Raw genomic sequence first — 21,972 nt, forward strand, 5'->3', positions numbered from 1 at the left:
GGGGGATCAACCCGCCCGGCGCCCGAGCTTGGCAAAACGCTTGAGCGCCGCATCGCGCTTGAGACGGGACACCCGGCTGAGAAAAAAGATACCATTGACCTGATCGATTTCGTGCTGGGCGACGCGGGCGGCAAAGCCTGAGAGCGAGAGGGTATGGCGAATGCCATTTTCGTCGTCGAAGGTGATTTCGACGGCGCGCGCCCGGAGCACGTCAACCTCGATGCCGGGGAGTGAGACCGAGCCCTCGGTGCCGATTTCCTGTTCTTGGGCGGATGAGACGACCGTCGGATTATAGAGGAGACGATAGTCCCGTTCGTCGGGTTCGCTGATGCTCACCAGTGCGATCGGGGCTACTTCGCCGATGTGGGCTGCGGCGAGGCCATAGGCCTTGGCCTCAGTTCCAGCAGCAAGCAGCCGCTGGCCGATGGCACGGAGGGCGGCGTCGACGGGCTGGGCCGTCGCAGCCTCGCTAAGGCGCGGATCGGGATAGGTGATGAACGTGCTCATGGCTGCCATCTTGCATGTTGCCGGCCCGGCTGGTAGGTCGAAATCGGCTGGTCTCGTAGCTCAGCAGGATAGAGCACCGGATTCCTAATCCGGGGGTCATGGGTTCGAATCCCGTCGAGATCACCAGCCTGATCCCTATAATCTTTGTTGGTCTCAACTGCTTTGAGCGGTTCCATGCGTCTTGCGCAGGGCCCCAATACTGCTCGCAAACCGAAGAATTAGCCTGACCTTAACCTTGCGGGCTCACGCTACCGATCAGTTACATTTCACCGGAGCTGAGAATGCACGAACAGATCGAGCGCAAGGCCTATGACCTCTGGGACGCCGATGGCCGCCCCGAGGGGCAGGATCAGGCCTATTGGTTCAAGGCTGTCGCCGCACTGGCTTCCGAAGCAGCCGCTACGATAAAGCCGCCCCGCAAGCGCGCGCCGCGGGTCAAGAAGGCCGCCTGATTCTTCAGGTGTTTTGGAATTTTAGTAGGCGCTGCGGATCTCGCGGCGCCTGTTCTATTTTACCAGATGCGGGGCCAATAGACGTCGTCGGCATAGTCCGACGGGATTGGCGAGAGACGGCCGATGGCCTGGGCGGCGAATTCGATCTGCAGAGCCAGGTGGCTGACATGGTCGGGCACGGGCGTGCCGGTGACGAATTCGCGCAGCCGCCACTCTTCGATCTTGAGGCATCGGAGGCGACGGCGCGCCTCTGCCTGAACATCTTCCACCACAAGGCCCTGAGGAGCGGCAGCGCGCTCCGGCATTGCCTCGGTCCATTCTCTTGAGCCCTGGATGACTGCGAACCGCACTTTCAATCTGCCTCGTTTGATCGCCTATCGGGCGGCGACCAATTCAATATGTCATCATTCCGTTACATAAGCGGTAACGCCTAGAGCTTGAGCGGCATGGCAGCCATGCTAGAAGGCGGCATGTCCATTCTCTATCTCATGGCCGCAAAGGCCGAATTCGGGCCACATCTGGCCGCACGCATCCAGCCGGAAATGATCGGGATTGGTCCTGTCGAGGCCGCGGTGGCGACGACCCGCGCCCTGGCGCGACGGGCCGAGAACCTGCCAAAGCTCGTTGTCAGTCTGGGCTCGGCAGGCTCAAACAGGCTTGAGCAGTGTGCCGTCTATCAGGCGATTTCTGTGTCCTATCGCGACATGGATACTTCGGCGCTGGGATTTGCCAAAGGAATAACGCCGCTGACAGACCTGCCCGCAACGCTGCCTCTGGTCCCTGCCCTGCCGGGCCTTACAGCAGCGACGCTTTCAACCGGTGGCAATGTGGTTACGGGACCGGCCTATGACGCCATCGTCGAGGACATGGTCGATATGGAGACCTTTGCGGTCAAGCGCGCTTGCCAGTCTTTTGGGGTGCCGCTCCTAGCTCTTCGCGGCATTTCGGACGGGACAGAGACGGTCAGCAAGATCGAGGACTGGACGCAGTATCTCCATATCATCGACGAGAAACTGGCCGAGGCTGTAGATTTGATCGAGGCCGCCTATGCCGACGGCCTCATCGATCTCACGCCTTAGGCATGGCCTTCTTGTCGCGGCGCTTGCGGCTCCAATTGGTGTAGTGGCGGCCGCCGCGCAGGATGGCGTGATTGACCGGGCCTTGCAGGAAGATGAGGTCGATCGCGAGGATCAGGAGGCCGAGCGGCAGCATCCAGATACCAAGCACGGGCAGGAAGCTAAAAATGCCGCCGAGGACCAGCAGAATGCCGAGCGGAATGCGGATCAAGCGCGCCTCCGGCCGGCGGATACGCTGTAGCAAACCAGCAGCCTTGGCCGGTATTTTCCGCTCCAGTCTATCGAACAGTCGGTTGAGACGTCGGGCGCTCTTGGTTTCCATCAATCTGTCGTTCCGTTCCTGCGCTAGATGACTTGCTTTATGTAGGCCTCGATCCCGAAACGGGTAGTGCCATTCTCGAAACAAACTCTAGAGATTAATCTTGGTTAAACGGTGGACGGAACTTCCGCGCGGCACGTCGCGTTCCCTCGCGAAAGATGGAGTAAGCCATGCTTCTTGAAGAACTGTTCCCGTCCCGCCGCCGCCGTCAGGATCCACTCGATCAGATTGCTGCACAACTGCATGACCTGCGTCGCCAGACGCGCCATCTCGGCCGTTCGCTGTCCGGCAATGCACGGTCTCTGTCGCATAATGCCAGCGAGGTCGCGGATGATGTCGGTGACGTGGTTGCCGAATGGGGCCGCGACGCTGCCAAGCAAGGCGCCTGGATCGCCGGTGTTGCAAGCCGCAAGGCCATGGAGAGTGCGAAGGCCGTGCAGCGCGACCCCGTGCCGGTGATCGCCGTTCTCGGCACCACGCTGTTGCTGACCACTTTGCTCTTCCGCCGTCGATAAGAGTTTCTTTACCAACCCGGTCAAACCTTCCTTAGGGCTGTCGGAGCATTTTCGGGGAAAGCCGCAACTCGGCAACACTCCGGAGATGCACCGTGGCCCTTTTTGCTCGCCTCGCCATCAAATTGTCAGCCGTCGCGATTGTCGTCACCAGTCTCGGGGGCTGCAGCTTTCTCGGCATCAATTTCGGCATGGCGCAGATGAGCGAGAAGGAATGCATGATGCGCGCCATGTATTTCGAATCGAACCGCTCCAGCTCGGAAGGCATGCTGGCTGTCGGCACCGTGGTGATGAACCGGCTTAACGACCCGCGCTATCCCAAAAATGTCTGCGGCGTGGTCGGGCAGAAAAACCAGTTCGCGCAAGGCGTCTTGACCAAGCCCATGACCGATAGCGGCGCTGTGCTCGCGGCACAGGTCGCCGATCAGGTGCTGCATGGGGCGCGGCATCCCGGCGTGCAGAATGCGCAGCATTTCCACACGGCGGGCCTCCGTTTCCCATACAACAATATGTTCTATGTGCTCGAAGCGGGCGGCAACGAGTTCTACGAGAAGCGGACGAACTAGCCTCTAGAAGTCGCCCCCCACGTCGAAATCGTCGCCCATGTCACCGCCATCGTCATAGCCCTGATCTTCGGGCGCATCCTCAGGTGGTGGCGCCTCTTCGGCTTGCGCCTCGCCGGTAAGGAGACCGGTCAGCATGCTGCCGAGCAGCAGGCCGCCGGTGACCCCGAGCGCGGTCTGGGCAGCGCCAGCCAAAAAGCCGCCATTGCCGCGGGAGCGGCGGAGATCATCTAGCGGATCGTCCGACCGGCCCCAGGGTCCACCTTGCGAGGTCTGCGCCTGCGCGGGGCGATCGCCACCAAAGATCCCGCCGAGAAAACCGCCCTGGCTTTGCTTTGATTCGAGCTGTTCGATTTTCTGTTGGGCCTCGCGCAGAGCTGCTTCCTGCACGATGATCGTCTGGGCCATGAAATAGGCAGCGGTCGGATTTTCCGCGAGCCGCTGGCGGATGAGTTGCTCGGCATCAGCGTCGCGCGCAGCGCTATTGCGCTCCACATTACGCAGGCGTTCGAAGAGGTCTTCGATGGCGCGTTCGTCTTCCTGTCTCAGCATGATCAACTCCCTTTCAAATTTGACATGGGAAGCCGCACGATGAGGCGCAATGGCGCAGAGCGCGATCACGCCGAATTCAGGACATCTTAGCAGGGGCCGGAGCCTTGGCATTTTGCTTGAGAACAAAGCCGATAACGGCGGCAACGGCCTCGTAGAGTTCGATGGGGATGCTGTCGTCGACCTCGACATGGCTGAGGGCCTCGGCAAGGAGCGGATTGGATTCGATGACGATGTCGTTTTCTTCTGCGAGTGCGACGATCTGCTCCGCGATCAGCCCTCTTCCCTTGGCGACGACGCGGGGCGCGTGGTCCGTGCCTTTTTCATATTGGAGGGCGACGGCGAGTTGGCGGGTTTTGGGGTCTTCGCTCATCCTCTGGCATCCACAGAATGGCCGAGACGGGGATCGGTCGGGTCTTCCGCGGGCGCACCGCTGCGCACGACGAGCGCCCCGGGGTATAGGCCCGCTGCTTCAAGCGTTGTGCGCAGTTCCTCGATGGTCTCGGAAAAGATCTTGGCGGTTTCGCGGTTTTCGGCCCACAGCAGGATGCCGGTCGTCTGGCCACGCAGGGAAATCTGCGCGCCGACCTCGCCGAGAGCGGGCAAGTTAATCGCGAACTGCACCTGCCAGCCGCGATCTTCGCTGCGCGTGTCGCTGCCGCTGCCTTCGTGGTGGATCTGAAGCTGCAAAACGGCCTGTTGCTGGCCGACCAGCACGGGCAAATCGAGGCTCCATTGCGTATCGCCGGCCTTCTGGCCGTCCGGCAGCGAAGCGTGCTGATGCAGCCGGACCCGAGCCAAAGCGCCTTCGGTGCGCTCGAGGAGCAGTTTGCCCAGCGCTTCGCCATCATCGGGAAGCTCATCGGGCAAAGCCTCGGGGAGACGCGCGCGGGGCAAGACATGCTTTAGGGGCGGCGGGATCTGCGTTGCCGGCGCGATCTGCGCCTGATTGCCGAGCCACTGCCCCAGCCCCTGACGCATGGCCATAAGGCTCGATTTCGTATCGGTCGCGGCCGCGCCCGGCGCGACCTGGCCCAATTGCGCCTCCTGGAAAATGCCCGAATTGCGGATCGCGGCCTTAAGGGTGGCGCCATCGAGCTTGCCGGCACTGTCCAACTGATTGCCGAGAATTTGCCGCGCAGCTTTCAGCACAGGCTCGGGCAAGGCGGTCTTGCCGGCGACGGCGACCAGAAGACTGGTGACCGCGCCGATGCTGCCCTGGACCGGGAGCGACTGCTGGACCATCTGGGCGAGGAGAGACGCCTGAGAGCCCGGTTGGGTGGCGGGAGCCGCGGTCTGTTGGGCCCCGGTCATCTGCGGCATGCCATAAGGCGCGCCGCCTAGCCGCTGCTGAATGCCTGGCGCGACGGGCTGCGTGGCGACTGGCGAGCCGATTGCGGGTTGGGCCGCTGGCAGCGGAGCAGCGGGCGTTGGCTGGGCAGTGATCGGCGCGGCGATGACGGGCGAAGGGCTGCCGGCGCTCGGCGTCAGGCTTGGCGGGCTATAGGTGATCGGGCCCTGAACGACTGGGCGCTGAGCGATTTCGACGCTGGTTGCGGGAGCCTGGGGCGCGGGCGTCGTGGGCGGTGGACGGCTCGACACCAGCGCGAGGCGCAACTGGCCTTCGGTTTGCTGGACGCTGAGCGTGAGGATGCTGCCGGGCGTCGCGCCCCCGGGCAGTGACAGGGCCATGGGCTGGCGGCCAATCTGGACGAGCGTTGCGCCGCCCTGCCCGGCGCCCAGTACGCGTCCCTCGATTACCTGCCCCGGTGTCAGCGCGAGCGCGCGCAGGGCCGAGCCGGATTGGGCCGGTGATACGACGGGGAACTGCGAGGCAATCGACATCCGTAACGCATCCTGGCCGCCAAATGCGGCCAAGATCGATCCTATCGATGATTCTCTAAAATGTGGAAGACCGAGGTTTCCTCAGCCGGTCAATCCTTGCGGACGTCCTTGTATTCCATGGTGGCAGGCTTGCCGCGAAAGGTGACCCAGAAAAAATTGAGCGTATAGGTCGCGGCAGTCTGGAAGACGCCTTCCTTTTCGAGGCGGCGGCCTGTGGTCTTCATCTTGAAGCTCGTGAGCCATTTGACCCCGCCAACGCGCGAGAGGCGCACGGCAACATCGGTATCTTCGCCGAAGAACTCGATGGTCCGGTCATAGCCGCCGACCTTGACCCAGGCTTCGCGCTTGAAGACGAAGTTGCCGCCCTGCACCACCGAGCCAACCCGCAGCACGAAGCGATTGAGCAGGTAAATCAGGTAGGTCAGGCCATAGAACATCTCGATCATGAGACGGTTATGCGGGGCCATGTCATAATAGACATAGGGGCCGCTGAGGCAGACGAGCTTTTGGTCCTTATCGAACTCGCGCATGACGGTCGTCAGCCAGCCTTCGGGGACGATCGTATCGCTGTCGATATTCGCGATGAGATCAAAGCCCTCACTGGCGGCAAAGCCCGCATCCCGCGCATTGACGAGGCCCTTTTTGGGCTCATCGACGACGCGCACACCGGCAAAACTGCGGGCGATTTCGCCTGTCCGGTCGGTCGAGGCATTGTTGACCACGATCACATCGGCAGGGACGCCGGAGCGCTTGATTTCGGCCAGAACCGATTCCAGGCACTTTCCGATCAGGGCCTCTTCGTTATAGGCCGGGATGACGAAAGCCAGCTTCATGGCACTCCTTCTGCCGGCCAAAACCCGCCAGCGCTGGGGTGGCGCTGCTCATAGCGCGACAAGCGGAGCGGGGCAACCTTCAGGTGCGTGAGGCAATGGCCCGAGTTTCCATGCCTTGGGGCATTTGCTAAGAAGCGTTTCAATCAACCAAGGCCCGAGCGCCATGAGGTGAATTCTGACTGCCTCCAAACCAGACGCGGCCCCGGACGAAACGCAGATGGGCTGGTTGCCGCGCCTGCGCTCAAGACTCCGGATTTTGTATCACAGCCAGCAACCGGCCGCGCTACGCTTCCAGGCGACGATCCTTGTCGTCGATCTCGCCATCATCGCGTTTTTCATCGCGAGTCCCCTGCTGAAGGGGCGCGAATATTTTCTCTGGATCGACTATTCGATCGCTGCGCTGGTGTTCATCGAATTGTGCGCGCGGGCTTTGGCGACCAACGATATTCCACGCTGGATTCGGCAGCTTCCCGTCGTCATCGATATTTTTATCCTGATCACGCTTCTCGCGCCGACCTGGCTCTTCAATCTTGGCTTCCTGCGTATCCTGAGGCTTTGGACGCTGAGCAAATCGCCGCTCATCTGGCGACCACTGAGCAAGCGTGGGCTTGATGGGTATAAGGAAACGATCCAGGCGGTCATCAACCTCTTGGTGTTCATTTTCGTCGTGACCGGGTTTGTCTACACGGCCTTTGTCGGCGAAGAATCCGGCATTTCGGGCTATGTCGACGCGCTCTACTTCACCGTTACGGCGATGACGACGACGGGGTTTGGCGATCTCACCCTGCCCGGCACGTTTGGCAAACTTGTATCCATCGTTATCATGATCATGGGCATCTCGCTCTTCGTGCGGCTGGCGCAGCTCATTTTCCGGCCGGCCAAGGTGCATTTTCCCTGTCCGCAATGCGGGCTGACGAAGCATGAGCCGGATGCGGTGCACTGCAAGGCGTGCGGGCATCTTCTCAACATTCCCGACGAGGGGCATGGGCTCTAGCCGCGGATCACCGGCAGGCGCAGGCGGAAGCAGGCGCCGGGCAAGGTGCTGGGCGCGAGATCGAGCGTGCCGTTCATGCGATTGACGATCTGGCGGCTGATGGCGAGGCCGAGGCCCGCGCCGGTTTGATCGGCAGCGCCGCGCCGGCCGCGCGAGAATTTTTCGAAGATCAGCTTGCGCTCGCCCTTGGCGATGCCGGGGCCATTGTCGGCCACTTCGGCGACGAAATTTCCAGCGCGCAGGGCCGAGCTGATGCGGACGACGGGATCGGACGAGGTGTTGTATTTCACGGCGTTTGAAATCAGGTTGATGAAAACCTGGCAGAGCCGGTCCGGGTCGCCCTCGATCATCGTCCGGCCAGCGCGCTGACCGTGGTCAAGACGAATGGTCCTTTTGCGCAACAGCGCGTCACAAACCGAAATGGCACGGTCGAGCACGGCGTCGGCATCGACGGCCTGGCTCGTCCAGTTCTTTTCACCCCGTTCGAGCGCCGAGAGATCGAGGATTTCGTCGAGAAGTTTGGTAAGCCGCAGGCTTTCCTGATGGATCGTCGAAACGAAGCGTTGGCGCTGGGTGTCGTCGAGCTGATCGCCATCGAGCAGGATTTCCGAGAAGGAGCGGATGGAGGTCATCGGGGTTCGGACCTCGTGGCTGACCTGGCTCAAGAATTCATCCTTCTGGCTATCGAGCTGGCGGAGCTGCTGATTGGCGTCTTCGAGCTTTTGTGCGGTCATGCGGAGTTCGGCCGAGGTGCGCTCCAACTCCTGGGAATATTCGATGGCCTGCTGCGTTTCGTCGGCCATCTGCATCATCTCTTCGAGCGAGACATCGGCACCAGCCACGACTTTCGAGAGCATGACATGTGCCGAGGCCGCGCCGATCGAGCCGGCCAATTCGCGCTCGAGGCGGCCAACGAATTCGGGCGTTGGTTCAAGGAGGACCGGGTCGACGCCACGTTCGCGCGCCGCGACTTCAAAGAGTGCGGCCGCCCGTTTTTCGCCCAGCACGCGCTCGGCGACGAAATAGAGATCGGTCGCCGTGGCCGAGCCCGGTGCAATGCCGCGGAGCGCAAGATTGGGCCGCTTGAAGACATCGACAAAGGCCGCGGCCTGGATGCGTTCGAGCGCGGAGGGCGTCGTCAGCAGCGAGCCGAGGGTCAGCGTCAGCACATTGACCGAAAGGCTCCAGAAGGCGGCGTGGGCGAGCGGGTCCCAACCGTCGAGGCCGAACATGGCCTCGGGCCGTAGCCAGGAAATGCCTGCGGGACCGTCGGCGAGAAGCTGGGAGACGGCGGGAGAGACGGATTCGAAGGATGGCAGGAAGCAGCACCAGGCCCAGGTGGCGAAGCCGGCAAGGATCGCTGCCGTAACGGCTTTCAGCGATGCCTCGCGCCAGAAGATGGCAGCGAGAAGCGCGGGGAAAAACTGGGCGATGGCGGTGAAGGAGATGAGGCCGATCGGGGCCAGCGCGTTGGAATCGCGGGTGAAGAAGAAATAGAAAAATCCGAGCGAGAGGATCAGCATGATCGAGAAACGCCGGGCCACAAGCAGCGTGCGGCTCATGCCCTGCCCTTCCCCGAATTGCGGACGGCTGAAGCGCAGCACCAGCGGCATGATGATGTGGTTCGACACCATGATCGACAGGGCGATGGATTCGAGGATGATCATCGAGGTGGCGGAGGAAAAGCCGCCGATGAAAGCAAAGAGCGCAAGGCCATTCTGACCTGCTGCTAATGGCAGGGTCAGCGCGAACATGTCGGGATTGGCATCGGCGGGCATCACTGTCAGCCCGTAAATGGCGATGGGCAGGATGAAGATGCTCATGAGGAACATGTAGGCCGGGAAGGCCCAGCCGGCGACGCGCAGGTGATTTTCGTTCGAGTTTTCGACGACCGTCACTTGAAACTGGCGCGGCAGGCAGACGATGGCAGCGATGGAGAGGACGAGCGTCGTGATCCAGCGACTGTCAAAGCTTGCCGAGGTGTCGACCACGACGCCGCGCGCTGCTGCCTGGCTGAAAATGCCTTCAAACCCGCCGCCGATATAGAGCACAAAAATGCCGACGGCGACGAGCGCCGTAAGCTTGACCACGGCCTCGAAGGCAATGGCGGCGACGACGCCATGGTGCTGCTCCTTGGCGTCGACATGGCGGGTGCCGAAGAGGATGGTGAAGAGCGCCATGCCGGCGGCGACGCCGAGCGCGAGGCCGACATCGTCGATGCCGCGAAGGCTGCCCTGGCCGAATTCGGAGGAGCCGGCGAGCGCCTGGATCGACGAGGTGACGGCCTTCAACTGCAGCGCGATATAGGGCGCGATGCCGATGACGGCGATGCAGGTGACCAGCACGCCGAGCCGGCTCGACTTGCCGAAACGGGACGACAGGAGGTCAGCTACCGACGTAATGCGGTAGAGATGGCCGATCCGGACGAGGCGGCGGAGGAGGAAATACCAACCGACGAAGACTATGGTTGGTCCAAGGTAAATCGTGAGGAACTCCAATCCACTACGAGCAGCATTTCCCACGGCACCGTAAAAAGTCCAACTGGTGCAGTAGACCGAGATCGAGAGCGTATAGACCGCGGGCGAATGGAGCCAGGAGCGCTGATTGATGCGGGCGCGGCGGTCGCCGATATAGGCGAGAACGAAGAGCAGACAGACATAGCCGATCGCGGTCGCAATGACGAAATCGGCCGACAGCATTACCCCTCGCCCTCCTCTTGCCGCGGCTCAGCTGGGATGCGGCTGGTCAGCCAGGCGGTGCCTGCGATGAGCGCCAACCAGACGCCGAAAAGGTAGAAAACGATCTGCGGTACGCCAAAGACGGCAATGTCGTGATTGAAGACATGCACCAGCGGCGGCACGAGCAACAACAGCCCGCCTGCCGTCAGCAGGAACATGCCGCCGACGATCCTATGCCGGTCGGGCATCTTCACCCAGAAGGCTGCGCACCGCGCCCACCACCTCGGCATTGGAATAGGGTTTTGTCACGAATCCATTGGCGCCGAGTTCTTCGGCTGTGCGTCGATCCTGCTGCTGGCCCTTGGCGGTGAGGATCAGGACGGGCAAGTTTGCTGTGTCCGCATCGGCGCGTAGATGCTTCAGAATGTCGAAACCGCTGCGCTTGGGCAGCATCACATCGAGCACCAGCATGCGCGGTCGCAGCCGCCGCACGACATCGAGCACGGCGTCGCCATCGGTGACCGAACTGATGCTCCATCCGGCACGACGCAGGATGAAATCCAGCGATTCAAGAATCGACGGTTCATCCTCGGCAATCAGGATATCGATAGCCAAATCTCCCCCCTCGCCTGCGGTCTCCCCTCCGCAAGCTGCGTCACTAAAGCGCAATCAGCCGGAATCGCCAAGGCCGAATTCTTGCGGGATCAGCGGCTGGCGCGTTGCCGAGCGCTGTTCGCCCGGCGTCAGCATCTCCTCCTGCCGCGCCGGACAGCTCTTTCGCGTGCAGAGCCGGCAGGTCGGACCGACGGGCAAATCGGCTGATTGATCGGCGAGATCGAGGCCACGCGCATAGACCGTACGATCGGCGTGGAGCACATCGCAGGCGAGCATGATCGAGATATGCGTCGCCGGTTCCTGGAATGCGCCCGCGCGGCGCTGCAGCGACCGGGCGAGGAAGAGATAGCGCGAGCGATCGGTGAATTGAACCACCTGGCGCTGGAGGGTCTCAGGGTGACGGAAGGCGCTATAGATCGGCCACAGCGGGCAGGCGTGGCCGGAGTTCGGCAATAGAAGGCCCGGCAGAGGAAAATGCTTGGTGAGGCGCCCGGCAGGATCGGAGCGGAGGAAGCCGAAAGGAACGCCCTCCTGGCCGGGCTTGCGCAGCGACACCAGCCGATGCGCCACTTGTTCAAAGCTGCCGTTAAACGTCTGGCGCAGCTGGTCGATGTCGTAGGCCAGCGTTTCGGCCGCTTCGTGAAACGTCCCATAGGGAAAAACGATGGCACCGGCCAGATAGGAGCCCAGCGCCCGCGCCGCCAGGCGTCGCGTCGTCGGACGGGTCAGCATGGCCGCATCGAGCGTTTCGCGCAGCACGCCGGTGGCGCTGAGTTCGCCGAGCAGTCGAGCAAGCTGGAACTGGCGCGTTGCGAGCGTGGTAGAGCCCTGAAACCACATGACGCGAGCGCTGGAATCGAAGCGATACTGACCCGGAAATTCGGCAACACCGCTCTCGCCACCGACTCGCGTCGTGACGCCAAAACGACGTTCCAGCGTTTCGACGAGCAGCGCGGGGCCGAATGCACCTTCGCTCTCCAGTTCGCTTCGCAGGTCCGCCGCGACAGCTTCAAGGGTCGGAAAATAGTTCTCCTGCTCGATGATGAGATCATCAATCTCGCGCAGGGCTGATGCCTTGCCCATTACCTTGCTGCTGCTTTCGAACTGGCCGATGAGGCTCCGCGCCACATCGCTGAGCGCCCGCGCCTCGCGCCCAATAGCGTCGACGAAGCGCTTGCGCTCGGCATCGTCGAGATCGGGCACATCTTCGAGAATTTCTGCACTCGAGCGGACGGCGGTAATGCCGGACAAGATCTGGTGCAGAAGCTGGCTAAGGAGCGGATCGGAGCGCAGGCGGTCGGCATAGGTATCGGCATTGGCGACGGCGCCAGTATAGGCGCGGTGTAGACGCGCAATGGCGGCGGCGCTGGCGGGATATTGCGCGACGAGATGACGGCGTTCCTCGGGCTGGAAATGCAGCGACTCGACCACCGGATCCGCATAGGCCTCTTCCAGGTCCTGCAGCAGCTTCTGTTCGTCGTCACCCGTGAGATCGGAAATCTCGATGCGCAATTGCTGAGCGATCCGCTGCAGCAAGATGCCGCCGACGTCGCGTTTGTTGTTTTCGATCAGGTTGAGATAGCTCGGCGAAATGCCGGCGAGACGCGCCAGCGCTGCCTGGGAAATGCCCAGCGATTTCCTGCGGTTGGATATCCGGAAACCAATCGGCGCCCGCATCGCTGTTCCCTCCCCGAAACTGCGATTTGCAAACGAATTGACTGAAAGACAGTCAATCCAGAACAAGTATTTACAGAATAATCGAACGATTACAATGGGATATTGCGGGCGTTTTCAAATGGGGCAAATATCGGGCAGCGCTGAGGCTCCGGCAATGTACCGGTGGCCCGCGCATCAGGAGGAGATCAATGACTATTTTGAAGCGTGGCTTGTCCCGTCGCCGTGTCTTGCAGACCGGCATGGCCGGCATCATCGGCTCCGGCGTTGCCCCTCTCGTTTTCTCCAAGGGCGCCTGGGCCCAGGAGTTCTGCAACAATCCCACCGGCGACACAGTGGTCTTCGGGCTCAACCTGCCGCTGACCGGAACCTATGCCGAAGAAGGCGCGGATGAGCAGAAAGCCTATGAACTGGCGATCGCCCATCTCAACGGCGAAGGCGATGGCGGCCTCTTGAACGTGCTGCAGCCCTCCGCCCTCACGGGGAACGGCATCCTCGGCAAGAAGGTCACCTATGTGTCTTCGGACAGCCAGACCAAGTCCGACGTGGCCCGCGCCGGCGCGACCCGCATGATCGAGCGCGATGGCGCCATCATGATTACGGGCGGCTCGTCATCAGGCGAAGCCATCGCCGTGCAGGGCCTTTGCCAGGAAATGGGCGTCATCTTCATGGCGGGCCTCACCCATTCCAACGACACGACCGGCAAGGACAAGCGCCGCTACGGCTTCCGCCACTTCTTCAACGCCTATCAGTCCGGCATCGGCCTCGCGCCCGTCCTCGGGGATTCCTATGGCAAGGATCGCCGCGCCTATCACCTGACGGCCGACTATACCTGGGGCTGGACGCAGGAAGAATCGATCAAAAACGCCACCGAAGCGCTGGGCTGGGAAACCGTCGCGGCCGTTCGCACCCCGCTCGGCGCCACCGACTATTCGCAATATCTGACGCCCATCCTCAATTCCGGCGCAGACGTGCTGATCCTCAATCACTATGGCCTCGACATGGTGAATTCGCTCACCCAGGCCGTGCAGTTCGGCATGCGCGACCGCCAGGCCAATGGCAAGGATTTCCAGATCGTCACCCCGCTGATTTCCGAGCTGATGGCCAAGGGCGCCGGGGAAAGCGTCAAAGGCATTTTCGGCACCTCGAACTGGCATTGGAACCTGCAGGACCCTGGCTCGATCGCCTTCACCAAGAGTTTTGGGGCCAAATATGGCTCCCCGCCATCGCAGGCAGCGCACACGGCCTATGTGCAGGCGCTGCTCTATGCAGATGCCGTCGAACGCGCCGGGACCTTCTATCCGCCCGAAGTCATCAAGGCGCTCGAAGGCTTTGAATTTGACGGCATGGGCAATGGACCGACGGTCTATCGCGCCGATGATCACCAATGCATCAAATCGGTGCTGGTCGTTCAGGGCAACGAAAGCCCGACGAGCGAGTTCGACGTGCTCAATGTGTTCCAGGAAATCGACAGGGACACGGTGACGTATGACCCCACGATCTTCGGTGGCGAGCTCGGCGAAGCTGAACCGGTACCGATGTGCGCGTGAGGGGTTTAGAACCCCTCATCCGCCCCAAGGGGCACCTTCTCCCACAAGGGGAGAAGGGAGCTCCGAGTTCGTGACAACCACAGAACCTCCCTCTCCCCTTGTGGGAGAGGGTGCCCGAAGGGACACCGAATTCGCCTAGGCGAATTGCGGTTGGGGTGAGGGGTTGCCTAAGCAAACGCGGAACTTCCCATGTTCGAAGTCATTTTTCTGCAATTTCTCAATGGGCTCGACAAAGGCGCGGCTTATGCGCTGATCGCCCTCGGCCTGACGCTGGTGTTCGGCACGCTGGGCGTCGTCAATTTCGCCCATGGCGCCCTCTTCATGCTCGGCGCCTTTTGCGCTGTCACCGTGCGCATGTTCCTCACCATGGAAACCGTGACGGTCGATCCCGAGAAGCTCTCGCCTTGGGGCTCGCCGCTCGAAATACGCGAGCCGCTGGTGCAGGCCTGGTTCGGCGATTTCGGCGCGGTGCTGGTGAACTATTCCGTGCCGCTCTCGATCATCATCACTATCCCGATCATGCTGGTCGTCGGCATTGCGCTCGAACGCGGCATCATCAAGCACTTTTATAAGCGCAGCCATGCCGAGCAGATCCTCGTCACCTTCGGCCTCGCCATCGTCGCGCAGGAAGTCATCAAGTCCGTTTACGGGCCTAATCCCATTCCGCAGCCCATGCCGACGGATCTCCGCGGGGCTGCCGATATCGGCGCCTTTCTCGGCATGCAGGCCAATATCATCACCTATCCGATCTGGCGGCTGATCTATTTCGTCTTCGCCGCGGTCGTCATCGGCGGGGTCTTCGCTTTCCTCCAGTTCACCACCTTCGGCATGGTGGTCCGTGCCGGCATGGCGGATCGCGAAACGGTCGGGCTTCTCGGCATCAATATCGACCGCCGCTTCACCATCATGTTCGGGCTAGCCGCCGTCGTAGCCGGCATCGCAGGCGTCATGTACACGCCCCTCCTCCCGCCCAATTACCACCTCGGCATGGACTTCCTCGTCCTCTCCTTTGTGGTCGTCGTCGTGGGCGGCATGGGCTCCCTGCCCGGCGCCGTTGCCGCCGGGTTCCTGCTCGGCATTCTCCAGTCCTTCGCCTCGATGAACCAGGTGAAAGCCGTGTTTCCCGGCATCGATCAGATCATCATCTACCTGGTGGCGGTCATTATTCTTCTCGTTCGCCCCCGCGGCCTCTTTGGTCGGCGCGGCGTAATGGAGGCCTGACATGCCAAAATTCATGTCCCGCAACGACCTTCTGCTTTTCGCCGGTTTTTCCCTCGTCGTCCTCACCATGCCGATCTGGCTGGCGCCTTTTGGCGCCGGCTATCCCGATCTGCTGCAGCGCTTCATGATTTTTGGGATATTTGCCGTCGGCTTCAATATCCTTTTTGGGCTCACCGGCTATCTCAGCTTCGGCCACGCAGCCTTCTTCGGTGTTGGGTCCTATGCCGCCGTGTGGTCGTTCAAGCTTTTGACGCTCGATGCCATCCCGGCCATGATTTTCGCGGTCGTGATCTCCGGCCTCTTCGCCCTCGTCATCGGCTTTCTGTGCCTTCGGCGCTCGGGCATCTACTTCTCCATCCTCACGCTGGCTTTCGCGCAGATGAGCTATAATCTTGCCTATTCGGTGCTGACGCCGATCACCAATGGCGAGACCGGGCTGCAGCTGACGCTCAGCGATCCGCGCGTGATCGATGCGGCAGTTGGCCAGGGCTTTGTCGGCCAGCCGGTGCCGAATATTCTCGGCCAGCAACTCTCGGGCTATGCCGGGTTCTATTTCTGTGCCGGCTTCCTGATCCTTGCCTTCTTCATCGCCCAGCGCATCGCCGGATCCCCCTTCGGCATGATGCTGCGCGCCATCAAATCCAACCAGACGCGCATGCAATTCACCGGCTTCAATACCCGCCCCTATGCGCTCTCGGCCTTCGTCATTTCCGGCATGTATGCCGGCCTCGCCGGCGCCCTTCTCGCCGTCACCGATCCGCTGGCCGGCGCCGAGCGCATGCAGTGGACGGCGTCGGGCGAAGTGGTGCTCATGACCATCCTTGGTGGTGTCGGCACGCTGGTCGGGCCGGTGATTGGCGCCTGGATCATCAAATATTTTGAAAACATTCTCTCGGCGCTCAACGACAATATCCTCGCCCGCTTCTGGAGCTTCCTGCCCGAGGGCGTGGCCGATGTCCTCGTCAAGGTGACGAGCAAGTTCGTCGGCGATGGCTGGCACCTAACGCTGGGCCTCGCCTTCGTCATCGTCGTGATCTTCCTGCCCGGCGGCATCATGGAGGGCGTGCGGCGCGTCGCCGGCCTCTTCCGCCGCTCTGGCTCATCGGGCGCCAAGACGGCCCCGCAGACTCAACCGGCAGAGTAGGATCGCACCATGGCCAATCCCAACGTCGTTCTACACGTTGCCGACGTTCACAAGCGCTTCGGCGGCCTCCACGCCCTCTCCGACATCGATCTGCAGATCGAAGAAGGCAAGACCCACGCGATCATCGGTCCCAATGGGGCCGGCAAATCGACACTGCTCAATGTCATCATCGGCAAACTCGCGCCATCGAGCGGCCAGGTGGTGTTCGACGGCAATGTGCTAACCGGCAAAAAGCCCTATCAGATCAACCAGCTCGGCATTGCCCGCGTGTTCCAGACGCCGGAGATTTTCGCGGACCTTTCGGTGCTCCACAACGTGATGATCCCAGCCCTCGCGAAGCGCGATGGCATGTTTACGCTCAACATGATGCGCTCGCTCGAGAGCGAGACCGGCATTCGTGCCGAGGCCGAACACATGCTTGAAGATGTCGGCATGCTCAACCGCCGCGACATGCTGGCGGGCAGCCTCAGCCGTGGCGACAAGCGACGCATGGAATTGGCCATGTGCCTGATTCAGCATCCGCGGCTGCTGTTGCTCGACGAGCCCACGGCCGGCATGAGCCGGCATGACACCAATACGACGATCGAGCTTCTCAAGAAGATCAAGGCGCGCGGCATGACCAAGGTCATCATCGAGCACGACATGCATGTCGTCTTCTCGCTTGCCGACAAAATCTCCGTTCTCGCGCAGGGACGCATCATCGCCGATGGCACGCCGGACCAGGTGCGTGGCAATCCCAAAGTGCAGGAAGCCTATCTCGGGGGAGCCCACTGATGAGCGCCATTGCCATGACCGCAGACACCACCGTCAGCCAGGCCAGCGAGATCGAAACCACCCGCCCGTTCTTTTCGGTGCGCGACATCCATGCCTATTACGGCGAGAGCTATATCGTGCAGGGCGTATCGCTCGATGTGCGGCGGGGTGAAATCCTCGCTTTGCTCGGCCGCAACGGTGCGGGCAAGACATCCACTCTGCGCACCATCGCCCGGACCGATAACCCGCAGATGCGGCAAGGCGAAATCTGGCTCGATGGCGCGCCGATCCACCAGATGAAAAGCTTCGAGGCGGCACGGGCCGGCATTCAGCTCGTGCCCGAAGATCGCCGGATCATTCAGGGCCTGACGGTCGAAGAAAACCTGACGCTCGCCAAGGTCGCGCCGGGCAACGGCTGGAGCCTTGAGCAGATCTACCAGAGTTTTCCGCGCCTTGCCGAGCGACGGACGCAGGAAGGTGTTACCCTCTCAGGCGGCGAGCAGCAAATGCTGGCGATTGCCCGCGCACTGGCGCGGGACCTCAAACTGCTGCTGCTCGACGAGCCCTATGAGGGCTTGGCCCCGGTCATCGTGCAGGAAATCGAACGCATCCTCCACTCTATCAAGCCGCTGGGGATCACGACGATCATCGTCGAGCAAAATGCGGTCGCGGCGCTGAAGCTGGCGGATCGGGCGGTCATTCTCGACACAGGCGAAGTGGTTTTTGCCGGCACGGCCAAGGAGGTGCTCGATAACGCCGAACTGCGGCATGAGTATCTGGCGATTTAAAGCCTTCAGCCTTATTCCACCGCCGTCATTGCCCGGCTTGTCCGGGCAATCCACCTCGTCACCAAATGGACCACCGGGACAAGCCCGGTGGTGACGAAAGTAACAACAAATGGGCACAAAAGCCCAAAAATTACCCTGGGTCTTTTGGTCCCAAAGGCATGATGCCGATTTCACCCTCTCCCTCCCGAGAGGCCCAGGGTAACTCCATTTCGAGCGGTGCGGGTGCAATCTTGATGCCTTCGCCTTCGAGCGCATCGCGCACTTCGCGGGCCAGGTCGACCGCGCCCGGCGTGTCGCCATGAAGGCAGATCGAGCGTGCGCCGGATTTCAGCACGGTCCCGTCGATAGCGACGATTTCTTCGTCTCTCGCTAATCGCAGACAGCGTTCGATGACGGCGTCGATATCATGGATGACCGCGCCCTCCTGGCTCCGCGGAACGAGCAGTCCCTCAGCCGTATAGGCGCGATCGGCATAGGCCTCGCGGATCAGCGGCACACCGACCGCCTTGGCGGCGCGGACCTGTTCGGAATTGTCGAGCGCCAAAACGGCAAGATTTGGGTCCATGGCCTGGATGCCGGCGAAAATCGCGACGGCCATGGTCAGCTCTTCGGCGGTCTGGTTGGCGAGCGCGCCATGCAGCTTCACATAGGAAAGCGGCATGTCCACCTCGGCCGCAATGTGGCGCACGAGAAAGATTTGGTTGCGCACCTGGCCGATCAGCTGATCGAGCGGCATGACGAGGCGGAAGCGGCCAAAGCGCGGCTTGTCGGGATAGCCGGGATGGGCGCCAGCCTGAATGCTACGGGCCTTGCAGAGTTTGAGCACGTGCCGGATGGTCGCCGCGTCGCCAGCATGCCCACCACACGCGATCGAGGCGCTCGAGACGAGTTCGAGCAGGTCCTCGTCGGTGCCCATGCCTTCGCCGAGATCGGCGTTGAGATCCACGGTGATCACTGCGTTCCGCTCCGCAACAGCGCCTGCGCATGGTCAAGTCCAATCGATTGGAACATGACTGTTGCATTGGGCCTGAGCTGGAAGAAACGGTCAAGATCGGCCGAAATTATGGTGCCGATGCGCGGATAGCCGCCGGTCGGCTGATGATCGCGTCCGAGCACAATCGGCGTGCCATCGCCGAGGATCTGGATATCGCCGCAGATGACCGGATCGGAAACCAGCGAAAGGATTTGGCTATCGGCGAAGACGCTGGCCTCGTCTTTGAGGCGCACGCCCATGCGGTCCATCATCGAGGTAATGCGGAACGCTTCGGTTACGAATTTCTGTCGCAAGTCCAAAGAGAAGACTTCGGCATGCAGCCCCCAGATGAAACGGATCGGGCCATCCTCTCCAATTAGCGGCGCCAAAGGTTGCGGCTCGGCGCCGGAGCCAAAAATCTGCAGCCGATCGCCGGAGGTCAGCGCCCGCCCATCTAGCCCGCCAAGTTTGGCTCTCGAGCTCGTCGACCGGCTCCCCATGATCTCGGGCACGTCGATCTCGCCGCCGAAGCGGAGATAGCCATAATTGCCTGCCTTTGCCGGACCAATACGCAGCCTGTCTCCGGGGCGCAGTTCGGCCTGACCGGGCCAAGTAAGCGGCGTGTCGTTGAGAAAAATATCGAAGTGGCCACCGTCCCAGCCGGCGCTTAGCGTGCCGTCGTCCACGCGGAGATCGAGGCCCAGCATCGAAAATTCGATCCCCGCCTGGCCTCCACTCCCCGCCAGCAATCCGGCACGATGGAACGCTGCAATATCCATCGGGCCGGAGGCACTGATGCCATCTGCCAAATGGCCAAACCGGCCGGCATCCTGAATACTGGTGAGCGGCCCTGCCCGCTCGAGGGTAATGCTGGCGACCATCACACGGCCTCGAAGATCAGTCGATCGCCGGCTTTGAGCTGTGTCGGTGGGACCGCCTTGGGGTCAAAATTGCTGAAGTCGGTGTGGCCAATGACGTGCCAGCCGGTTGGAATATCGGTTGCGGCAATCGCGGTTTGTCCGGCGGCGAAGAGAACGCTCCCCGCCTTCACCAGTGGCCGCACAGAATTGCGACGCGGCAGCACCAGCGCCTCTGGATGAAATCCGCAATAGACAAAGCCCGGCGCGAAACCGGTCGCGAGGACGCGAAGCGGGTTTGCGTTGTGGTGGCTAACAAACGTCTCAGCCGACATTTTGAGGAGGCCTGCGACTTCATCAAGATCGGGGCCGTTCTCGCCGCCAAAGCGGATTGGGAGCCGGCACTCGCGACCATCAGCGCTAGATTGATTGCGGCCGAGAAGCAGCCGAACCGTGCCGGCGATGTCCTGATAGCGCGAGATCGATGGGTTATAGCGGATTAGAACCGACACAAGGCTTGGGACGATTTCGACGACACCTTCGAGGGGCTGGGCTTGGGCAGCTTGCGCGAAGGCTATGGCCCGGCTGTTGGCAGCTTCATCGAGATGGCTGCCGAAGCGGACGAGAAGTGCGCTATCGCCCAGGGGCTGCAGCATGGGCCGTTCGGGCGAGATATGAGCTTGACCGGTCAAATCTGCCTTCCGTCCGTTGTCGCCCTGGCGGAGTGCTTGCACACACTCCGCCAAGGCGGGAAGCAGGTTCGGCGCTTGGCCGAATGATGGTGTCAGATCGTCAATCCGGCACGTCGTTTGAAAATCAAATCTCTAATTGGGATCGCGACCCTCCTGTTCGACGACCGCATCAAAAAGCTCGCGGACATTGGCGGCGCCAATGGTTTCGATTGCTACGGCAGCGATGGCCGCGAACAATTCTGCGATTTCTTGGGGATCGGTGATTTCGGCGTCGTCTTCGTCGGCGTCTGCGTTGATCAGGGTAAACACGGTGCGCGCCTCCATTAGAGCGTCTTCGGAGAACGTGAAAACCACCTTCCCGGTTCGAAAACGCGATCCAAGCAACCAAAGGCCGTTCAGCGTTTCAGAGAACAATGAACGTCTCTCGAGTGCTTACGAGACCAGTGTGTGCCGATTCCTGTTACGGAATAAATAACGGATTGCCCCAGGCCGGGACATTGAAGCGGTTGCCAGAAAGGTCAGGCCCGCTTACTCTTCCCCCGCCTTAAGCTTTTCGATGTAGGTCTCGATATCGTCGAGACTCGCCGAAAAGGGCTTGGGTATGTCCCCGTAAACAATGGCAAAAGTCTTGTCGTCGCGCAGCGCGTGACCGCCCGGCTGACCGAGAACTTTCATCTTCTCGCTGGTCAGAATGGTCAGGCCATGACGACCGGCGATACGCTTCATGCGCCGCATGCGCGAAGCGTCGAATTCCTTGCGGCTCATGGCGATCTGTCCTGACTGCGGGATGTGAAGCCGCCTCTTAGCCCGATCACGCCCGGGCGCTCAAGGGGTTTTGGCTATGAGCCCAGCCCACGAACCCAATCGTGCCAATACTGCGCCGTCTCGCTCGTCTGCTTGATCACCCGATCCCGCGCCGGCGCAGCGGGCCATAGCGCGATCTGATAGGTGTCGATCGGATCCGGACCTTCATTGGTATCGGCCTCAGCGGCCTCGTCCATGGCACGGGCGGAATAGCGCACGCGATATGGGCCGGCCATTACAGCGAGCGGAACGGGCTCATCGCTCGCCCATTCAAGCAGCGCCACTTCCCGGCCGGAGGCCTGCAGCGAGATTTCTACGATTTCGTCCCAACTGTCGTCGACCGGCGGTTCGGCTTCTTCGAGCAAAACGGTGACGCCGACGATGCCGGTGTGAAGGCCCGTCGTTGCAAACAGAAACCCAGGCACGCGCGCGCCCATAAGACCATTGCGCTGACCCTTGAAGCAGCGCGCCATATCGCCATCGAACCGCGTTCCGGCTTCGAGGTAGAACTGGCCATATTGAACGTTGAGCAGGCCGGAGAAGAGCGTGGTCAAAGTAGTGAATTCACATGAT

26 protein-coding genes, 1 tRNA gene and 1 pseudogene are annotated in these 21,972 nt (G+C 61.5%); 11 read left to right on the forward strand and 17 right to left on the reverse strand.

The window, feature by feature from the left end; all coding sequences use genetic code 11:
* Positions 1-6 precede the first annotated feature (6 nt).
* A complete protein-coding gene (locus tag DevBK_RS05060) occupies positions 7-507 on the reverse strand; it encodes a peptide deformylase (protein ID WP_061907321.1) in 501 nt (166 codons plus the stop codon).
* Positions 508-556: 49 nt separating this feature from the next.
* Between DevBK_RS05060 and DevBK_RS05065 the strand changes: the two genes are divergently transcribed.
* A tRNA-Arg gene (locus DevBK_RS05065) sits at positions 557-633 on the forward strand.
* A gap of 155 nt (positions 634-788) precedes the next feature.
* On the forward strand, positions 789-959 hold the full coding sequence (locus DevBK_RS05070) for a DUF2934 domain-containing protein (protein WP_317184676.1): 171 nt from the start codon (positions 789-791) through the stop codon (positions 957-959).
* A gap of 59 nt (positions 960-1,018) precedes the next feature.
* On the opposite strand, the gene DevBK_RS05075 is transcribed toward DevBK_RS05070, so the two are convergent.
* Positions 1,019-1,264, reverse strand: a complete 246-nt coding sequence (locus DevBK_RS05075) for a hypothetical protein (protein ID WP_061907322.1) — start codon at positions 1,262-1,264, stop codon at positions 1,019-1,021.
* Positions 1,265-1,405: 141 nt separating this feature from the next.
* Between DevBK_RS05075 and DevBK_RS05080 the strand changes: the two genes are divergently transcribed.
* Positions 1,406-2,038 carry a 5'-methylthioadenosine/S-adenosylhomocysteine nucleosidase gene (locus DevBK_RS05080; RefSeq protein ID WP_317184677.1) on the forward strand — a complete coding sequence of 211 codons (633 nt, stop codon included), beginning with the start codon at positions 1,406-1,408 and terminating at the stop codon, positions 2,036-2,038.
* Here the strand turns inward: DevBK_RS05080 and DevBK_RS05085 are convergent.
* The gene (locus DevBK_RS05085; protein ID WP_061907324.1) at positions 2,028-2,357 is read right to left on the reverse strand and encodes a hypothetical protein; all 330 of its coding nucleotides are present in this window, start codon (positions 2,355-2,357) and stop codon (positions 2,028-2,030) included. The two genes, DevBK_RS05080 and DevBK_RS05085, sit on opposite strands and share 11 nt — an antisense overlap.
* A gap of 167 nt (positions 2,358-2,524) precedes the next feature.
* Between DevBK_RS05085 and DevBK_RS05090 the strand changes: the two genes are divergently transcribed.
* Together DevBK_RS05090 and DevBK_RS05095 are read left to right on the forward strand one after the other, a co-directional pair.
* Entirely contained in the window at positions 2,525-2,869 is a 345-nt protein-coding gene (locus DevBK_RS05090; RefSeq protein WP_061907325.1) for a hypothetical protein, read from the forward strand.
* Between the two features lie 137 nt (positions 2,870-3,006).
* A pseudogene (locus tag DevBK_RS05095) lies at positions 3,007-3,423 on the forward strand (cell wall hydrolase); the annotation flags it as partial.
* Positions 3,424-3,435: 12 nt separating this feature from the next.
* Here DevBK_RS05095 and DevBK_RS05100 read toward each other — a convergent pair.
* From DevBK_RS05100 to DevBK_RS05115, 4 genes are all read right to left on the reverse strand, one after another.
* A complete protein-coding gene (locus DevBK_RS05100) occupies positions 3,436-3,981 on the reverse strand; it encodes a DUF2076 domain-containing protein (RefSeq protein ID WP_317184678.1) in 546 nt (181 codons plus the stop codon).
* A 76-nt stretch (positions 3,982-4,057) separates the two neighbouring features.
* The gene (locus DevBK_RS05105; protein ID WP_317184679.1) at positions 4,058-4,351 is read right to left on the reverse strand and encodes an EscU/YscU/HrcU family type III secretion system export apparatus switch protein; all 294 of its coding nucleotides are present in this window, start codon (positions 4,349-4,351) and stop codon (positions 4,058-4,060) included.
* Positions 4,348-5,823, reverse strand: coding sequence for a flagellar hook-length control protein FliK (locus tag DevBK_RS05110; protein WP_317184680.1), 1,476 nt, complete (start codon positions 5,821-5,823; stop codon positions 4,348-4,350). The genes DevBK_RS05105 and DevBK_RS05110 overlap by 4 nt, the downstream gene beginning before the upstream one ends.
* Before the next feature lie 89 nt (positions 5,824-5,912).
* Positions 5,913-6,656, reverse strand: coding sequence for a glycosyltransferase family 2 protein (locus DevBK_RS05115; protein ID WP_317184681.1), 744 nt, complete (start codon positions 6,654-6,656; stop codon positions 5,913-5,915).
* A gap of 217 nt (positions 6,657-6,873) precedes the next feature.
* On the opposite strand from DevBK_RS05115, the gene DevBK_RS05120 reads away from it, so the two are divergent.
* Entirely contained in the window at positions 6,874-7,650 is a 777-nt protein-coding gene (locus DevBK_RS05120) for an ion channel (protein ID WP_317184682.1), read from the forward strand.
* Here the strand turns inward: DevBK_RS05120 and DevBK_RS05125 are convergent.
* Genes DevBK_RS05125 through DevBK_RS05140 form a run of 4 tightly spaced genes read right to left on the reverse strand, consistent with a single transcriptional unit; the run spans position 7,647 to position 12,620 of the window.
* On the reverse strand, positions 7,647-10,349 hold the full coding sequence (locus DevBK_RS05125; RefSeq protein ID WP_317184683.1) for a sensor histidine kinase: 2,703 nt from the start codon (positions 10,347-10,349) through the stop codon (positions 7,647-7,649). The two genes, DevBK_RS05120 and DevBK_RS05125, sit on opposite strands and share 4 nt — an antisense overlap.
* Positions 10,349-10,582: a hypothetical protein gene (locus DevBK_RS05130; protein ID WP_317185617.1), complete on the reverse strand. Its 234-nt coding sequence runs from the start codon at positions 10,580-10,582 to the stop codon at positions 10,349-10,351. The genes DevBK_RS05125 and DevBK_RS05130 overlap by 1 nt, the downstream gene beginning before the upstream one ends.
* Positions 10,560-10,943, reverse strand: coding sequence for a response regulator transcription factor (locus DevBK_RS05135; protein ID WP_061907334.1), 384 nt, complete (start codon positions 10,941-10,943; stop codon positions 10,560-10,562). Before DevBK_RS05135 ends, DevBK_RS05130 begins: the two co-directional genes overlap by 23 nt.
* Before the next feature lie 54 nt (positions 10,944-10,997).
* On the reverse strand, positions 10,998-12,620 hold the full coding sequence (locus DevBK_RS05140; RefSeq protein ID WP_317184684.1) for a helix-turn-helix domain-containing protein: 1,623 nt from the start codon (positions 12,618-12,620) through the stop codon (positions 10,998-11,000).
* A 188-nt stretch (positions 12,621-12,808) separates the two neighbouring features.
* On the opposite strand from DevBK_RS05140, the gene DevBK_RS05145 reads away from it, so the two are divergent.
* The 5 genes from DevBK_RS05145 to DevBK_RS05165 all read left to right on the forward strand — a co-directional run bounded on the left by DevBK_RS05145 (position 12,809) and on the right by DevBK_RS05165 (position 18,073).
* Positions 12,809-14,167 (forward strand): substrate-binding protein, encoded by a 1,359-nt coding sequence (locus DevBK_RS05145; RefSeq protein WP_317184685.1) that lies wholly within the window; start codon positions 12,809-12,811, stop codon positions 14,165-14,167.
* Between the two features lie 189 nt (positions 14,168-14,356).
* Positions 14,357-15,388: a branched-chain amino acid ABC transporter permease gene (locus tag DevBK_RS05150; protein WP_317184686.1), complete on the forward strand. Its 1,032-nt coding sequence runs from the start codon at positions 14,357-14,359 to the stop codon at positions 15,386-15,388.
* 1 nt (position 15,389) lies between these two features.
* Positions 15,390-16,532, forward strand: a complete 1,143-nt coding sequence (locus tag DevBK_RS05155; protein WP_317184687.1) for a branched-chain amino acid ABC transporter permease — start codon at positions 15,390-15,392, stop codon at positions 16,530-16,532.
* A 9-nt stretch (positions 16,533-16,541) separates the two neighbouring features.
* The gene (locus tag DevBK_RS05160) at positions 16,542-17,306 is read left to right on the forward strand and encodes an ABC transporter ATP-binding protein (protein ID WP_317184688.1); all 765 of its coding nucleotides are present in this window, start codon (positions 16,542-16,544) and stop codon (positions 17,304-17,306) included.
* A 14-nt stretch (positions 17,307-17,320) separates the two neighbouring features.
* The gene (locus DevBK_RS05165; protein ID WP_317185594.1) at positions 17,321-18,073 is read left to right on the forward strand and encodes an ABC transporter ATP-binding protein; all 753 of its coding nucleotides are present in this window, start codon (positions 17,321-17,323) and stop codon (positions 18,071-18,073) included.
* Positions 18,074-18,203: 130 nt separating this feature from the next.
* Here the strand turns inward: DevBK_RS05165 and DevBK_RS05170 are convergent, their stop codons facing one another.
* The 6 genes from DevBK_RS05170 to DevBK_RS05195 all read right to left on the reverse strand — a co-directional run bounded on the left by DevBK_RS05170 (position 18,204) and on the right by DevBK_RS05195 (position 21,953).
* A complete protein-coding gene (locus DevBK_RS05170) occupies positions 18,204-19,028 on the reverse strand; it encodes a 5-oxoprolinase subunit PxpA (RefSeq protein ID WP_317184689.1) in 825 nt (274 codons plus the stop codon).
* A complete protein-coding gene (locus DevBK_RS05175; RefSeq protein WP_317184690.1) occupies positions 19,025-19,927 on the reverse strand; it encodes a biotin-dependent carboxyltransferase family protein in 903 nt (300 codons plus the stop codon). The genes DevBK_RS05170 and DevBK_RS05175 overlap by 4 nt, the downstream gene beginning before the upstream one ends.
* Complete coding sequence (locus DevBK_RS05180; protein ID WP_317184691.1) at positions 19,927-20,595, reverse strand: allophanate hydrolase subunit 1; 669 nt, start codon at positions 20,593-20,595, stop codon at positions 19,927-19,929. The genes DevBK_RS05175 and DevBK_RS05180 overlap by 1 nt, the downstream gene beginning before the upstream one ends.
* 132 nt (positions 20,596-20,727) lie before the next feature.
* The gene (locus DevBK_RS05185) at positions 20,728-20,919 is read right to left on the reverse strand and encodes a hypothetical protein (RefSeq protein ID WP_046143849.1); all 192 of its coding nucleotides are present in this window, start codon (positions 20,917-20,919) and stop codon (positions 20,728-20,730) included.
* Positions 20,920-21,123: 204 nt separating this feature from the next.
* Positions 21,124-21,360 carry a hypothetical protein gene (locus DevBK_RS05190; RefSeq protein WP_317184692.1) on the reverse strand — a complete coding sequence of 79 codons (237 nt, stop codon included), beginning with the start codon at positions 21,358-21,360 and terminating at the stop codon, positions 21,124-21,126.
* A 74-nt stretch (positions 21,361-21,434) separates the two neighbouring features.
* Positions 21,435-21,953, reverse strand: a complete 519-nt coding sequence (locus DevBK_RS05195; RefSeq protein ID WP_317184693.1) for a hypothetical protein — start codon at positions 21,951-21,953, stop codon at positions 21,435-21,437.
* Positions 21,954-21,972 lie beyond the last annotated feature (19 nt).

Source organism: Devosia sp. BK, from assembly GCF_032907385.1.
In the GTDB taxonomy this organism is placed as follows: Bacteria; Pseudomonadota; Alphaproteobacteria; order Rhizobiales; family Devosiaceae; genus Devosia.

What these genes read in the sequence shown, in the direction of transcription:
- DevBK_RS05190 (WP_317184692.1), bottom strand. Translation starts at nt 21,360, where the DNA reads ATGAGCCGCAAGGAATTCGACGCTTCGCGCATGCGGCGCATGAAGCGT.
- DevBK_RS05145 (WP_317184685.1), top strand. Translation starts at nt 12,809, where the DNA reads ATGACTATTTTGAAGCGTGGCTTGTCCCGTCGCCGTGTCTTGCAGACC.
- DevBK_RS05125 (WP_317184683.1), bottom strand. Translation starts at nt 10,349, where the DNA reads ATGCTGTCGGCCGATTTCGTCATTGCGACCGCGATCGGCTATGTCTGT.
- DevBK_RS05120 (WP_317184682.1), top strand. Translation starts at nt 6,874, where the DNA reads ATGGGCTGGTTGCCGCGCCTGCGCTCAAGACTCCGGATTTTGTATCAC.
- DevBK_RS05140 (WP_317184684.1), bottom strand. Translation starts at nt 12,620, where the DNA reads ATGCGGGCGCCGATTGGTTTCCGGATATCCAACCGCAGGAAATCGCTG.
- DevBK_RS05060 (WP_061907321.1), bottom strand. Translation starts at nt 507, where the DNA reads ATGAGCACGTTCATCACCTATCCCGATCCGCGCCTTAGCGAGGCTGCG.
- DevBK_RS05185 (WP_046143849.1), bottom strand. Translation starts at nt 20,919, where the DNA reads ATGGAGGCGCGCACCGTGTTTACCCTGATCAACGCAGACGCCGACGAA.
- DevBK_RS05165 (WP_317185594.1), top strand. Translation starts at nt 17,321, where the DNA reads ATGACCGCAGACACCACCGTCAGCCAGGCCAGCGAGATCGAAACCACC.
- DevBK_RS05085 (WP_061907324.1), bottom strand. Translation starts at nt 2,357, where the DNA reads ATGGAAACCAAGAGCGCCCGACGTCTCAACCGACTGTTCGATAGACTG.
- DevBK_RS05175 (WP_317184690.1), bottom strand. Translation starts at nt 19,927, where the DNA reads ATGGTCGCCAGCATTACCCTCGAGCGGGCAGGGCCGCTCACCAGTATT.
- DevBK_RS05075 (WP_061907322.1), bottom strand. Translation starts at nt 1,264, where the DNA reads ATGCCGGAGCGCGCTGCCGCTCCTCAGGGCCTTGTGGTGGAAGATGTT.
- DevBK_RS05090 (WP_061907325.1), top strand. Translation starts at nt 2,525, where the DNA reads ATGCTTCTTGAAGAACTGTTCCCGTCCCGCCGCCGCCGTCAGGATCCA.
- DevBK_RS05110 (WP_317184680.1), bottom strand. Translation starts at nt 5,823, where the DNA reads ATGTCGATTGCCTCGCAGTTCCCCGTCGTATCACCGGCCCAATCCGGC.
- DevBK_RS05115 (WP_317184681.1), bottom strand. Translation starts at nt 6,656, where the DNA reads ATGAAGCTGGCTTTCGTCATCCCGGCCTATAACGAAGAGGCCCTGATC.
- DevBK_RS05155 (WP_317184687.1), top strand. Translation starts at nt 15,390, where the DNA reads ATGCCAAAATTCATGTCCCGCAACGACCTTCTGCTTTTCGCCGGTTTT.
- DevBK_RS05150 (WP_317184686.1), top strand. Translation starts at nt 14,357, where the DNA reads ATGTTCGAAGTCATTTTTCTGCAATTTCTCAATGGGCTCGACAAAGGC.
- DevBK_RS05105 (WP_317184679.1), bottom strand. Translation starts at nt 4,351, where the DNA reads ATGAGCGAAGACCCCAAAACCCGCCAACTCGCCGTCGCCCTCCAATAT.
- DevBK_RS05100 (WP_317184678.1), bottom strand. Translation starts at nt 3,981, where the DNA reads ATGCTGAGACAGGAAGACGAACGCGCCATCGAAGACCTCTTCGAACGC.
- DevBK_RS05070 (WP_317184676.1), top strand. Translation starts at nt 789, where the DNA reads ATGCACGAACAGATCGAGCGCAAGGCCTATGACCTCTGGGACGCCGAT.
- DevBK_RS05080 (WP_317184677.1), top strand. Translation starts at nt 1,406, where the DNA reads ATGGCAGCCATGCTAGAAGGCGGCATGTCCATTCTCTATCTCATGGCC.
- DevBK_RS05160 (WP_317184688.1), top strand. Translation starts at nt 16,542, where the DNA reads ATGGCCAATCCCAACGTCGTTCTACACGTTGCCGACGTTCACAAGCGC.